Raw genomic sequence first — 14,328 nt, forward strand, 5'->3', positions numbered from 1 at the left:
GCCATATCCCCGCTAAATCAACACGGCTACAATGGGTGTATGAAACACGCGATCCCCCAGCGGTATGCGATACCTCACCGCTATGCAACGAGGCCGGGCCTGTACTTCACCGAGGACGGTGGGGCGGACGCCGTGGTGCGTTCCGAAACCGCCGACCAGATCTGGCTGTGCGTCTACGAACCGGTCGACCAGCCGACCAAATTCTTCAACGGGGCGATCCGCATCTTCGACGATTCAGCAACCCCGTTCATCAACGAGATCCACGAACATGCGGTATGCACGCGCATCATCGAGTCAATGTACGTGCGCGAGACGCTGTTCCGCATGGAAGGGCCGAATTACGGCCTGTGGTACGTGCACCTTCCGAAGGCATGGGACGGTATGCGCTACGCCTACCGTGCGGACGGCGCGTGGGACCCGAAACATGGCTTGCGGTTCAACCCGTACAAGCTGCTGCTCGACCCGTACGGCAAAGGCATCGACGGGCGGATGGAGCTGGATCCGGCCGCATTCTCGTACCGGTGCGAAATCGGCGAGGACCACAAGGTGCGAGGTTCGGCGTTCGGCGAGATGAGCACGGTGGACGCGCTCGGCAAGATGCCGGTGTCGGTCGCGATCGACGACCGTGATGCGACCAAGCATGACGGCGACCCGGTGCATCCGCATGTGCCGTGGAGCAAGACCGTGCTCTACGAGCTGCACGTCAAAGGCTTCACGAAGAACGCGCCGTGGCTGCCGCCCGAACTGCGCGGCACATATGCCGGCCTCGCGCATCCGATAACGTTGGCATACCTGCAGGGGCTCGGCGTCACGTCGATCGAGTTGCTGCCGATCCAGGCCAAGCAGGACGAGCTGTTCCTGCAGGAGCGCGACCGGCACAACTATTGGGGGTATTCGACGCTCGGCTACTTCGCTCCCGAGCCGTCGTACGCCACCGCCGAGGCTCGCGCGAAGGGCGCGTCGGCCGTGCGCGACGAGGTCATCAACATGGTGAACGCGCTGCACGAGGCCGGTTTCGAAGTCATCATGGACGTGGTCTACAACCATACTTGCGAAGGCGGCATCGAAGGCCCGACGGTCTGCTGGCGAGGCTTCGACCCGATCTCGTACTACCGACGCCAGCGCAACAACGTCGGCCGGCTCGAAGACACGACCGGCTGCGGCAACACGTTCGACTTCACGAACACGCATGTGGTAACGTTCGCAATCGACTCGCTACGGTACTGGGCGAAACGCATCGGCATCGACGGCTTCCGATTCGATCTGGCCGCCTCACTCGCCCGACTCGACGGCGACTTCACCAAGCACCACCCGTTCCTGTACGCGTTGCGATCCGATCTGCTGCTCGGCAATCTCAAGCTCATCATGGAACCGTGGGATCTCGGCCCGCAAGGCTGGCGCACCGGCGGCTTCGGCATGCCGTTCAGCGAGTGGAACGACCGGTTCCGCGATACGGTGCGCAAGTTCTGGCTGACCGACACGCAGCCGGGCGCGGGCGGCAGTATCGGCATGCAGGAGATGGCTACGCGACTGTGCGGTTCGGCTGACCTGTTCGCCACCGATCCGGGGCGCGGCTGCGTCGCGTCGATCAACTATGTCGCCTGTCACGACGGGTTCACGCTCACCGACCTGACGCGTTACGTGAGCAAGCATAACGAGTCCAACGGCGAGAACAACATGGACGGCTCGAATACGAACCATTCCGTGAACTTCGGCGTGGAGGGGCCGACCAAGGAACCCGCGATCGAACGCAACCGAGAGCGGGCCGCCATGAACATGCTCGGCACGCTCATGCTCTCGCTCGGCACGCCGATGATGCTCGCCGGCGACGAGTTCCGCAACACGCAGAACGGCAACAACAACGCGTACGCGCAGGACAACGACATCACCTGGCTTGACTGGGACTGGCTGTACCAAACCAAGAAAACGCCGGAAATGCGCCGCTTGGAAACGGTGTCGCGACTCATCGCGATCCGCAAGTCGCTTGACCTGTACCATCACGAGGAGTTCTTCACCCGGCTCACGCAGCTCGGCCTGTTCAGGCCGTCGAGCCGCGTGCAATGGTATCTGTCGGACGGCACGACGCCGATGGAACGAGACTGGTTCGACACGAGCGTGCGATCGTTTGCGATGCGGCTGCTATCGGCCGACGAGGCGGACATCCTGATCGTGATCAACGGCGTGGACCGCGACATGCAGTTCCGGCTGCCGTCCGACTGCGAGTGGCGGTGCGAGTGGAGTTCCAGCGTGGTGTGCGACGTGCGGCCGGCGCAGGGACTGTTCACACAGCGGCTCAATCCGCGCGACTATGACGATACGAACTGGACGGTGGTCGTGGACGAGCGGGATCCGATTCACGAGTTGGTCGAGGTGGTGCAGGCCGAGCTGCGTCGGCAGGAGAAGCTGGACATACCACGCGAGGTGGCGCTGGGGACGATCGGTAATGCGACGACCGATGCCGCGACTACGGCCGGATCGGCGACTGGATCGGCGATCGGATCGTCCGATGATGCGCATGCGATCGCACATGACGCCGCTGTGTCCACCGATAATCCGGCCTCGTCCAAGGACGATGCCGCGCAGTCCGACACAACAGGTGATATCGATCTGTGGACGATCCCCGCGCTCAGCATCAGCGTCATGCGCAAGATCCAGTGATCCGCGTCCGGCACGCGCCGCCCGCATACGAAGAAGACCCTCGCACCGAACGGTACGAGGGTCTTCGTATAAGCGGCAAAACCGCGAAGGCTTAACGCTTCGAGAACTGCGGAGCGCGGCGAGCCTTGTGCAGACCGGCCTTCTTGCGCTCGACGACGCGGGCGTCGCGAGTCAGCATGCCAGCCTTCTTCAGGGTGGCGCGGTTCGTGTCGCGGTCGATGGCGTTCAGGGCGCGGGCCACGCCGAGACGGATGGCGCCGGCCTGGCCGGTGGTGCCACCGCCGTCAACGAGGACGACGACGTCGAACTTGCCTTCGAGCTTGAGCAGGACGATCGGGGAGTTGACCTCACGCTGCTGCAGCTTGGACGGGAAGTACTCCTCCAGGGTGCGGCCGTTGATGGTCCACTTGCCGGTGCCCGGGATCAGACGCACGCGGGCGACGGCTTCCTTGCGACGGCCGGTGCCGTAGCCCGGAGCGATCGCGGAGGTGCCGGTGCCAGCGCCAGCGTTGGTCTCGGTGGTGTACGAGGTGAGCTCCTCTTCGGTTGCCTGAACCGCGGAGTCGTTGGTGTTTTCAGCCATGATTCTTATCTCCCTTCGGTTCACTTAGCCTGCTGCGAGATCTGAGCGATCTCGAAAACCTGCGGCTTCTGCGGGGTGTGCGGGTGCTCGGCGCCACGGAAGATGTGGAGACGGTCCAGCTGCACCTTGGACAGACGGTTCTTCGGCAGCATGCCCTTGACGGCAGCCAGGATGATGCGCTCCGGCTTGTTGGCGAGGAGCTGAGCGTAGGTGTCGCGACGCAGACCGCCCGGGCGGCCGGAGTGCGAGTAGAGTTCCTTGCCCAGCTTGTTGCCGGTCAGAGCGATCTTGTCGGCGTTGATGATGATGACGTGGTTACCGGAATCGGCGTGCGGCGCGTAGGTCGGCTTGTTCTTGCCGCGCAGCAGCGTGGCGGCCTGAGTGGCCAGACGGCCGAGAACAACGTCGGTGGCGTCGATGATGTACCAGTCGTGAGTCAGATCAGCTGGCTTCGGAGTGAAAGTTTTCACTGGTGTACCTTTTCTTAACTATTGTGTTCCGGGTTTCGGCTGCTCGATCGTGCGCTTGGTTAGGGCGCGCGAGGCGAGAGGCTTCGACCTCATTATCCGTGGGCTCCCTGAAAGTCCTCGATGGCGAGTGGGAAAGCGCTTTGAAGGACCCCTTAGGGAAACACAACAATCTACTAGTGTATCGCCGGCCTTGACATTATGCCGGGCGTGTTGCGCACCGGTTCCGTATATGCAAAAGTGCCATTTCGAGAGAAGCGATAGCCGGGACAGAGAAAATCTCCGACGGAGAACGACCTCCAGAAGATTTCTCGACTTGGCTACCGCCTCGTTCGGAATGGCACCGCTGATGAAACGTGCGACGCGCGCTCAGCCGCGCATGATGGCGGTGAGCTGCTGCAGCTTGGCGTTGTCAAAGAGCTGTTCGAGCGGAACGACGTTACCATCGCCGTCGGCCAGCGGGATGCGCCAGTTCGGGTACTCGTTGTTGGTGCCCGGCTGGTTCTGCGCACGCTTCTCCCCCACGGCGTCGGTGATCGACGCGGCGAGCAGCTTGCACGGCGAATCCTGCAGCGCGCGGTACATGGCCTCGATGATCTGCCATTCGTTGGCCTGTTCGTCAGCCAGCAACGACTCATCCAGATAGCCGTTCTTGACGAGCATGTCCATCATCGCCTTGTGCTCGGCCTGTGCGGACTGCTCGAACTCTTCCTTCGGCCCGCTCAGCAGTCCCAGCTGTTCACGCAGCTTGACGTGCTCGTACTCGAGGTAGCCGGCGACCGGCGGCAGATCGTGCGTGTTGACCGAGGCGAGCGCGTACGGACGCCAGTCGACCGGCGGACGGAACGTGCCGTCGAACTGCTCGAACCATTCGACCGCGCAGCCGAGGATACCGTGCGAGGACAGTGCACTGGCGACATAACTCGGCACCACGCCGAGATCCTCGCCAACGACCACGCCGCCGGCACGCTTGGCTTCCAACGCGAGGATGCCGAGCATGATGTCGTAGTCGTAATGCACATACGTGGCATCGGTCGCAGACCTGCCGTCCGGAATCCACCACAGACGGAACAGACCGAGAATATGGTCGATACGCACCGCTCCGGCCTGACGGAACATACCGTGCACCATGTCGCGGTACGTGCGGTAGCCGGTGTTCTCCAGATCGATCGGGCTCAGCGGCGGCTGGCTCCAATCCTGACCCTGCTGGTTGAACATGTCCGGCGGGGCGCCCACGGTCGCGCCCTTGGCGAAGCGCTCCGGGTTCCACCACACGTCGGAGCCGAGCGGGTGCACACCCACGGCCATATCGGACATGACGCCGATGCGCATGCCGGCCTTGCGGGCGGCCTCCTGTGCGGCCTCAAGCTGGCCGACGGCGATCCATTCGAGCCAGCGGTAGAAGTCGAGCGTGTCCGGGTACTGCTCGCGCAGCGCCTTGATCTCGGGCGAGTCCTTGGTGAACTTGCGCTCCCAGTTGTCGGGGTCGGCGCTCGGCGCGCCCCACTTGTCGTAGCACAGGCACCACGTGGCGTAGGACTCGAGTTCGCCGCCCTGCTCCTGCTTGTAGGCATCGAACTCCGCCTGGCGCTCGGCGTTGCGGCCGGCCTTGAAGATCAGCCACAACGCACCCATCTTGGCGCGCCACATCGCGTCGCGGTCGATGAGCTGGGAGTCGCCGTTGAGTGGCTCGACCTGCGCATGCAGCTCGCGTACCTGCGCGGCGACCGTCTCGCTCAGTCGGCCGTATTCCTCGATCGACTCGGGGCGGATGTACGTGAAGTTGACGAAGCGGCGCGACACCGGCAGGTACGGCGACGGGGTGAGCGGCGAGACCGGCTCGGCCGCGTGCAGCGGGTTGACGAGGATGAAGTCGGCGCCGGTCTTGGTCTTGGCCTCGACGAGCATGCGCTTGAGATCCTCGTAGTCGCCCACGCCCCACGACTCGGATGAGCGGATCGAGTAGAGCTGCGCCATCCATCCCCACAGGTGGCCGTGTTCCATCTCGTCGAGCATTTCCACCTTTTCGGGCGCGCTGATCAGCGTCGCGTCCTGCGTGCGGTCGCCGACGGTGATGTGCAGCGTATGGTAGCCCAGCGGCAGGTCGGCCGGCATCACGACCGATGCGGTCGCGATGAACTTGCCGTTGATCACGTACGCCTGCGAACCGTCGCCAGGGCCGACCTCCAGCTTGCCGTATTCCTCGCCGCTCTCGAGCGTGAGCGAGGCCTTCGGCACGGCAAGGATCGGCGTGTTGATCAGTGCGGTGTCTTCGCGTCCGGCGACATGCAGCACGGTGGGGCTGATGAGCCGGCCATGACGTTCGTCAAGAATGCGACGCGTGGATGCGGTGATCGATTCGTCGTTGGAGGCATCGATGCCCAAGGCGGCAAGCACGGCAACCAGGACATCGTCTTCGATTTCGTGGTAGTCATCAGACATGCCGACATAGCTGGTGGCGACGCCGACGAGCTTCGCAAGGCGAATCAGGGGGCGGGCGAGGCGCTCGGCACTTTCTGTTCTCTCAGTCATAGTCCTTAGTCTATGCCCCGGTATGGCACGCCACGCACGCCAAAACGCCCAAAACGCCGATCTTCGTCAAATGTTAGCCTTAACAATCGTCTCATAGCGGGATTCCGCCATGCGGACAGCCCTCCCATGCGTCCCGCCGGGATCACCGGGAGCGCGACACGATCACCCGCGACTGGCGGCGGCCTTCGCCACGGATGCGTCGGGATCGGCGGCCAGGCGGGCCAACGTGTCCGCCGACGTGTTCGGATTCAGCGCGACCGCGCGACGCACCATCGCCGTCAGCACGGCCGGGGCGTTCGGCTCGCTTTCCACGCCGAACCGACTCAGGAAATCGAGCGTGTCCGCATCCAGCTCGGGATCCTGCGCACCCTCGAGCCGCATCTTCCACGACGTGCGCTTGTTGCGCAGCGCCGTGTCGCGCACTTCGGGCGACGGATCCTTCGTCAGGCGGCCGACCAGCCAGTTCTTGTCGTCAGTGTTCGCGGCCACGGCCTTGCGCACCTCGTCGTCGGCGTCGGCGGACAGCTTGACGAGGATGTTCGGGAACGGCATGGACTGCGCCAGGTAGATGCGGTCGGCGACCGGCGTGTGCTGGTTGCCGGCCACGGCCTCCAGCAATGCGGTCGCACGGGAGAACCCGGCCTGATCGGACCGGTCCGGCAACGGACGGCGCGCGAACTCGGACAGTTCGGCCGCGTCGGTCGAATGCCGCAGATGCTCGTAGGTGGCGGTCAGCGGCTCGAAATCGTCCACGGATTCGTTCTCATCGGTCATGCCGACCAGCATAACCGGCGGCGGCGAACACGGCCGCCGACGATCACGGCGCGATCGCCACGACAGAATCGTCGGCGCAACCGTCACAACGCAACCGGCCGGTTGACCATGTCGATCGGCTCGGGAACGACGGATGCGTTGAACGTCTCCCGCACGCGCGCCTCGAAATCGCCGCACCGGTCCTGCGGCAGGGCGGCACGCAACGTCACGCGATCCGTATACCGTTCGTCGTCCGCCAGGCCCTCGCAATCGGCGAGCAGCCGCTGGAACTGCGCGAGCTGCGGATACTCGAGTCGCACCGCATACCGTCGGCACGGCACGATTCGCGCCAATTTCGCCGCCTTGACCGCGATCGACGCGCCGGTCGAATACGCGCGGATCAGCCCGCCCGAACCGAGCAGGATGCCGCCGAAATACCGGGTCACCGCCACCACGCAGTCGGTCAGGTCGTTCTGCCGCAGCACGTCGAGGATCGGCTTGCCCGCGGTGCCGGACGGCTCGCCGTCGTCGCTCATACGCTCGGTCATGCGTCCGTCCGAACCTCCACACACCGCCGCATAGGCGACGTGCCGCGACTTGGGATGCCGCTCGCGGATCGTCTCCACGAACGCGAGCGCCTCGTCGAGCGAGTCGATGTGGCATGCGTCGCCGATGAATTCGGACTTCTTCTCGACGAACGAGTCGTGCGCAGGCTCGCCGGCGGGGTTGAGGATGGTGTGCATGGTGGGCATACCGGCCAGTCTACTTGCGGTCTGGCCTGTTGTGCAGTCGCGCGGGGCCGGTCTACTTGCCGGACTGCTGTTTCGCGGCCTGTTCGGCGGTGATGTCCCATTCGCGCACGACGTTGCGGTCGGCTCCCATCGAATAGATGACGCTTTCGATGCGTTCGCGGACAGCCGCATCCTGCGTTTCGTTCCAACAGACGCCGTCGGGATGGTCGGAGGCGAGCGAGCACCACTGGTATTTGCCGAGCGTCTCGTTCGCGCTGGGCGTCCAGTCGATGCGGGTGACGCGCCATGTGCCGGATTGGCCGCGTTTGCCGGCGAACTGGATGCGTGCGGTGACGCCTTGGTTGTTGACGATCGTGTCCGGGCCGGCGGATTCGGTGACGGCGTTGCCGAGACCGTAGATGATCCAGGTGCCGTTGTACTGCTCGATCGGCTGGGCACAGTGGCAGCCGGCGCCGTAGATCACGTCGAATGCGCCGGTGTCGGCGAGCTCATGCGCTTCGGATTGCTGCCACGAATCGGCGTAGTCGAGGTACTCCTGCACGGAATGCATGGCGATGGCGACCACGTCGGCGCCTTGGTCGCGGGCGGCCTTGGCCTTGGCGACGGCCTTGTCTATGTCGGCCTGATGATTGGGATCGCCCGATTCGCGCAGACGGTCGACCTGCCAGTCGTGGTCGGCGGTCATGCCGTTGAGCGAGACGGTGCCGGTGACGAGGCCGAGTTTGCCGCCGCCGGTGGGCGAGTCGATGACGAGCGGTTTGACGGAGTCCGCTTCGGTTTTGTACGAGCCGGTTTGGGCGATGCCGTCGGCTGCGAGCGTGTCCCACAGGCGGGCGATGCCGTCCGCACCCTGATCCCACGAATGGTTGGTGGCGTGGGTGCAGGCGCGGTAGCCGACCTTGGCGGCCGCGTCGGCCACTTCGGGCGGGATGTTGAAAACCGGATAGCCGGAGTACGGGCCGCCGCGCTGGGCGATCGGGGTTTCGAACTCGCAGATCGCGATGTCGGAGGCGTCGATGTACTTGCGCAGCGGCTCGAACAGGCCGGTGAAGTCGAAGGCGGTGCCGTCGGTGGCGGTGGGGTTGACGGCGTACTGGTTCCACAGGCCGGGGTGGAACAGCAGGTCGCCGTTGACAAGGATGGAGATGCAGTCGGTGTCGGGGCAGTCTGGCGAGTTTCCGTGGTGTTCGGCGACGGGCTGCGGGGCGGGTTCGGATTTGTCGAGAGCGGTGTCGGAGGTGCCGTCTGCCGCATTGCGACCGGAGGATTGACCGGCCGCGGGCTGGTTTGCGGACGGAGTCAGGTAATGTGCGATCGCCCAGCCGCCGAAACAGCAGACCGCGATCAGATAGACGGCGATGACGACGAGCCGACGCATGCGTCCTGCCGTATCATTCGCAGACGTGAGCATACGAGTGTCCACATGCTGACCAAATCCGTTGACATGCTTCATAGCAGTCGCACCTTCCGATTCCCGGTTCTTTCTCCTGTTGCCATCTTCAACGTGATCTTCGACATAGTTAACGCTAACATACAATTTCGGCGAAAAATCAACGAAAATCAGCCGCGTCCCAACGCTCGTACCGCTACAATAAAACATGGAGACGGACGGACAAGGGCGTACCTCCGGCTCCGTTTACTTCCTCGAAGATCGCCCGATAATACTCGCTGTCTTTGCAAGGCCGTCAGCGTTTCGACATTCACGGTCAGATCGCCATGCATCGTGATATTATTACGTCTTGATTCATCTTGAACCCTTTTAGGTTAGGGGCGTAAGCCGATAACCTGGCAAAAGGCTCGGCGTTGGTAGCGCCGAGCCTTTTTGTTACCAGCTCACGCCAGTAACGAACCCGGAATCTAAAACACCACGTCTAGTTCCTATAACCCTAAAACACCACGTTTGGTTCCTATAGCCCGCTGTTTCTGGTATGAAAAAAGGGTTTTCGGGAAGTCCCGAAAACCCTTGATGGCGGAGTCAGAGGGATTCGAACCCTCGAGCCGCGAAAAGCGACTAACACCTTAGCAGGGTGCCCCTATCGGCCACTCAGGCATGACTCCGTGTTGCGCGACTCAGCAGCGCAACAGCATGTAACTGTACCATCAACGGCCGGACAAAACACCGAAGCTGCCGGAAATCATCGAAACCTTCCGCTCAGACGAACCACCCGACCGCGCATCTCCGGCGTCTCACTTGGCCGGAGCCTGATCGCCGGAGAAGGTGACGATCACGGCGACGATCACCAACGCAACACCGACGCACTCCCATACTGTCGGAATCTCGCCAAACGCAAGGCCGACACCCACCGCGACGGCCGGGTTGATCGACTGCATCACCGAGAACGCGCCGGACGTGGTACGCCGCATCACCACCTGGTCGACCATGTACGGAATGAACGAGGCGAGCATCGAGATCAGAAACAGCAGCCCGAGCAGTTTCCACGCGCCGCCGGGAGCCGCGGCCCACGTGGCGCTCGCCTTCGGCCGGATCACGTGCTCGACCGCACCGGGGCCGAGCACCAGCGTTTGCAGCACCCAGCCGATTGCAATGCTCACGCACAAATTGTCGAGCGAGTTACCGCGCGAGGCGACCTTGCGACCGAGCACGATGTACACGCCCCACATCGATCCGCCGATGAGGATCGCGATCAGGCCGATCAGGAAGTGGCTGCTTGACGCGCCGGCCAGCGATACGCCGGCGAGCAGCACCACGCCGCATGCGGCGATGCAGATGCCGAGCCGCTCGCGCCAGCTGCGCCCGGTGATCACGGCCACGGACAGCGGTCCCATGAATTCGATCGCGACCGCGATGCCCATATCCATGTTGCTGATGGCCACGTAGAACATCGTGTTCATCACGACGACCGCGATGCCGCAGCCGACGACGATCGCCCAGCCGGGCAGGTTGTGCGGCAGGTGATGGCGCTTCGCGGCACGCCATGGACGACGCCACGCCAGCAGCATCACGGCCATGAAACCGACGCGGTACCACACTGCGTACAGCGGATCGAGCTGCGTGAAGGCGACTTTCGCGATGGCCGTGGCGAGGTAGATGACCACGGCCTCCCCCATCACGACGAGGAACACCGGCACGCGGTTCAGGATGTCAAGCACTGCTCTCTTCATGATTGTTCAGCCTACTCGCGTAGCACGGAAGCGCGTAGCCGTACGGCGGTTTTGCCGGGTTTTGTATTGCGGCGCACAGGATCGGCGTGGCATCGCGTCGCAAACCTTTCCACACTCCGAGAACCCCGCATCCGCAACACGGATACACGACACGACAGTCGAACATTTGTTCTAGCTTTACGCTATGCTGTCGTCATGAGCACTGCACCGAGGCTGGCCGCCGCCAAGCGAGATTGGGGGCACGACGAGACCGGATGCACGGTGCTGCACATCGACATGGATGCGTTCTACGCATCGTTGGAAGTGGCACGGCATCCCGAGCTCAAGGGCAGGCCCGTGATTATCGGGACCGGCCCTCGCTCGGTGGTGTCCGCCGCGAGCTACGAGGCACGGCGGTACGGCATCAATTCGGCGATGCCGTCGGCCCGAGCGCGCCAGTTATGCCCGGACGGCGTGTTCTTGCCGGTGGACATGAAGTATTACCGGATGATGTCGCACCGCATCTTCGCGGAAGTGTTCTCGCAGATCACCGACCGCATCGAGCGGGTGTCGGTGGACGAGTGCTACATGGACGTATCCGGAGCATTGCTGCGCTGGGAACGGCCGAGCGCGATCGGCGCGTGGATCAGGCGCGAGGTGGCCACGCGCTACCACGTGACGTGCTCGGTGGGCATTGCATCGAACAAATTGGTGGCGAAGATGGCGTCGACCAATGCGAAACCGGACGGCATGCTGCTGATTCCGCTGAACCGGCATGCCGAGTTCGTGCAGATGATGCCGTTGCGCGGCATTCCCGGCATCGGGCCGTCTCTGGAACAACGACTGCGGGGCTGGGGCGTGGATTCCGTGGCCGATCTGGCGTTGCTGGACGAAACCTCGCTGGCGCAGGCATGCGGCTCGCAATCAACGGCACATGGCCTGTTTCTGGCCGCACGAGGCATGGATGGCCGGCAGATCACGCCGTATACGCCGGAGAAGTCGATCGGAGCCGAACGTACGTTCACGCATGACACGCGCGACGCACGACGTGTATGCGATCTGCTGCGACGATGCTGCGACGAAGTGGCCAGTTCGTTACGACGGCGCGGATTGTCGGCCCGAACGGTGACGGTGAAGCTGCGGTTCGCCGATCTGAGTTACATGACGAAGGCACGCACGATGGAACGGCCCACGGACACGGCGAGTGCCCTGTATCCGCAGACCGTGGCACTGCTGCACGCGATGCTGGGCATGGCACCGGGCGCGGGCGGCGACATGCCACTGCCACGCAAGATACGGCTGGCGGGCATGAGCGCCAGCGGCTTGGTCGAATCGGCCGGATTGGAGGTGCAGCCGACGCTGGACGACATGTTGGAGGAACAGGCTGTTGCTGATGCGAAAGGAGGTGACGGCCACGGCGGGGTGACCCGTACCGAGCGGCTGCGCGGCGCGGAACAGGCGCTGGACGCTGTGCGGCGCAAGTATGGCAGCAAGGCAGCCAGTCTGGGACTATAAACGTTTACTCCGTCGCGCACGTAGCCGGCGCATGCGACGGAGTAAACGGACGGCCTGTGAACAAGCTCTAGAAGACCAGCTAACGAGCGAGACGTTCGGCGGCGTCGGCTATGGCCTTGTCAGTGGCGGTGGCGGAGAACCGCAGGTACTGCGGGGCTCCGTAGAACTCGCCAGGGCTGGCGATGATGCCGATTTCGGCGAGCGCCGCCATGTCCTGCCAGCAGTCGCCGGACTTGGCCTTGACCCATGCGTAGAGTGCACCGTCCGGCATGTTGACGGCGTACCCGTAGGCGCGCAGTGCGCCGACCAGTACACCGAGACGGTTGAGATACCGGTCATGCTGGATACGAACGGACTCGCGGTCGCGCAACGCGGCTGCCATCGCGGCCTGCACCGGCCCGGGGATGATCTGGCCGATCTGCTTGCGGTAGATGCTCATCGGCTTGACGATCGCGGGGTCGCCGGCGATGAACGCGGTACGGTATCCGGCCATGTTGGACTGCTTGCTCAGCGAGTACAACGAGAGCACGCCTTGCGACGACCCCCCGCACACTTCGGGGCTCAATGCGCACGGGGCCGCGATTCGGCCCAGTGCGTTCTTCTCGTCGGACGGCGAGGCCGAACTACCGGCCGCGCACGCATCGGACCGGTTCCAGACCGGCTGCCCCCAGGTCATGAGGGCATAGCATTCGTCGGACAGCACCACCGCACCGATCTCGCGCGCGGCGGCCACGATGCCGGCCATCTGCGACGCGGGCAGGATCTTGCCGGTCGGATTGCACGGCGAGTTGATCCAGATCGCCCGTACGCCCGGCACATGCTTCCACGAGTCGACGTCGGTCACGTCGTCGACCTTGAGCACGGTGGCGCCGGCAAGCTGCGTGCCGATCTCGTAGGTCGGGTACGACACGGTCGGCTGCACGACCACGTCGCCTTCACCCAAGCGCAGCAGGGAGGCCATCAGCGCGACCGCCTCCTTGGACCCGACCGTCGGCACCACGGCCGCGTCGACGGCGGCAAGGTCGACGCCGCGGCAGTCGCGGAACCACTCGGCGATCGCGGCCTGCAGGTCAGGGGTGCCGACGGTCACGGGGTATCCGTATGCGTTCGGGTCGTCGGACGCGTCTGCCAACGCCTGACGCACGGAGTCGGGCACCGGGTCGATCGGAGAACCGACCGACAGGTCGATCATGCCTCCGAACGCGGCTTTCGCGGTGCGCCTGTATGTCGCAAGGCGCGACCAGTCATACGGCGAGGCAAATTCGTGGAACCCCATGATGCTCCTTCTTGCGATACGGCTCGGGCGACCGTGGACGCCGGCCGGTAACGGCGATTTCTACACACATAGTAGCCGTGCGTGCCGGGACACAGCGCACGGCATCTGACAGGTAAGACGACGGCGGGCGTGCCACGCCGGCCGTATCACGCCGCGCCACCGAATCACGGCACAACGGCAATCCGCCGACGCATCACCGCCCCGGACCGCCCACGTCGGCAAAGCAGGCCATGCATACGACAATGGCCGCCGCATCATATGCGACGGCCATCATGCGTATATTCAGTCGAACCGTGGTCTCACTGGTTCTGCGGCGGCAGCGCGGCGACCTGTTCGGGATCCTTGCCAATCGGCCCGTGCGCCGAGGCGCCGCCGAAATCGCCGACCTCGGCGAAAAAGTTCACCGCGGCGTCCTTGTACCACGCCCACTCCTCCGGCAGATCATCCTCGTAGAAGATCGCCTCGGTCGGGCAGACCGGCTCGCACGCGCCGCAGTCGACGCACTCGTTCGGGTTGATGTACAGCGAGCGGGAGCCCTCGTAGATGCAGTCGACCGGGCACTCGTCCACGCAGGCCTTGTCCTTGACGTCCACGCAAGGCTGAGCGACAACGTATGGCATGGTTTCTCCTTCGTTTAAGCTCACTCCAGAGTAGTCCACACTTCGGACGCCCCGGACCGACCGACCGACG

At 63.9% G+C, this 14,328-nt stretch carries 11 protein-coding genes and 1 tRNA gene; 2 read left to right on the forward strand and 10 right to left on the reverse strand.

Translation table 11 applies throughout. The features are described from left to right. The first annotated feature begins 39 nt into the window (after positions 1-39). On the forward strand, positions 40-2,658 hold the full coding sequence (glgX, locus tag JS541_RS01360) for a glycogen debranching protein GlgX (RefSeq protein WP_214372526.1): 2,619 nt from the start codon (positions 40-42) through the stop codon (positions 2,656-2,658). Positions 2,659-2,749: 91 nt separating this feature from the next. Here the strand turns inward: glgX and rpsI are convergent, their stop codons facing one another. The 8 genes from rpsI to JS541_RS01400 form a co-directional block, all read right to left on the reverse strand. Next, positions 2,750-3,241, reverse strand: a complete 492-nt coding sequence (gene rpsI, locus JS541_RS01365) for a 30S ribosomal protein S9 (RefSeq protein WP_214372528.1) — start codon at positions 3,239-3,241, stop codon at positions 2,750-2,752. A 20-nt stretch (positions 3,242-3,261) separates the two neighbouring features. Beyond that, a complete protein-coding gene (rplM, locus tag JS541_RS01370) occupies positions 3,262-3,711 on the reverse strand; it encodes a 50S ribosomal protein L13 (RefSeq protein ID WP_214372531.1) in 450 nt (149 codons plus the stop codon). Between the two features lie 366 nt (positions 3,712-4,077). Further along, positions 4,078-6,240, reverse strand: coding sequence for a 4-alpha-glucanotransferase (malQ, locus tag JS541_RS01375; RefSeq protein ID WP_214372533.1), 2,163 nt, complete (start codon positions 6,238-6,240; stop codon positions 4,078-4,080). Positions 6,241-6,402: 162 nt separating this feature from the next. After that, positions 6,403-7,014, reverse strand: coding sequence for an AbrB family transcriptional regulator (locus JS541_RS01380; RefSeq protein WP_236036834.1), 612 nt, complete (start codon positions 7,012-7,014; stop codon positions 6,403-6,405). An 83-nt stretch (positions 7,015-7,097) separates the two neighbouring features. Further along, positions 7,098-7,736: a YigZ family protein gene (locus JS541_RS01385; protein ID WP_214372761.1), complete on the reverse strand. Its 639-nt coding sequence runs from the start codon at positions 7,734-7,736 to the stop codon at positions 7,098-7,100. Positions 7,737-7,797: 61 nt separating this feature from the next. Continuing rightward, positions 7,798-9,156 (reverse strand): CapA family protein, encoded by a 1,359-nt coding sequence (locus JS541_RS01390; RefSeq protein ID WP_236036849.1) that lies wholly within the window; start codon positions 9,154-9,156, stop codon positions 7,798-7,800. A 556-nt stretch (positions 9,157-9,712) separates the two neighbouring features. Continuing rightward, positions 9,713-9,803: transfer RNA gene (locus JS541_RS01395), tRNA-Ser, on the reverse strand. Between the two features lie 129 nt (positions 9,804-9,932). Then, a complete protein-coding gene (locus tag JS541_RS01400) occupies positions 9,933-10,868 on the reverse strand; it encodes an EamA family transporter (protein ID WP_214372536.1) in 936 nt (311 codons plus the stop codon). Between the two features lie 195 nt (positions 10,869-11,063). Between JS541_RS01400 and dinB the strand changes: the two genes are divergently transcribed. Further along, positions 11,064-12,362 carry a DNA polymerase IV gene (gene dinB, locus JS541_RS01405; protein ID WP_214372538.1) on the forward strand — a complete coding sequence of 433 codons (1,299 nt, stop codon included), beginning with the start codon at positions 11,064-11,066 and terminating at the stop codon, positions 12,360-12,362. A 79-nt stretch (positions 12,363-12,441) separates the two neighbouring features. On the opposite strand, the gene dapC is transcribed toward dinB, so the two are convergent. Together dapC and fdxA are read right to left on the reverse strand one after the other, a co-directional pair. Beyond that, on the reverse strand, positions 12,442-13,638 hold the full coding sequence (gene dapC / locus JS541_RS01410; protein ID WP_214372541.1) for a succinyldiaminopimelate transaminase: 1,197 nt from the start codon (positions 13,636-13,638) through the stop codon (positions 12,442-12,444). 299 nt (positions 13,639-13,937) lie between these two features. Further along, complete coding sequence (gene fdxA, locus JS541_RS01415; protein WP_151916205.1) at positions 13,938-14,258, reverse strand: ferredoxin; 321 nt, start codon at positions 14,256-14,258, stop codon at positions 13,938-13,940. Positions 14,259-14,328 lie beyond the last annotated feature (70 nt).

The organism is Bifidobacterium sp. SO1 (assembly GCF_018555335.1).
Taxonomy (GTDB): domain Bacteria; phylum Actinomycetota; class Actinomycetes; order Actinomycetales; family Bifidobacteriaceae; genus Bifidobacterium; species Bifidobacterium simiiventris.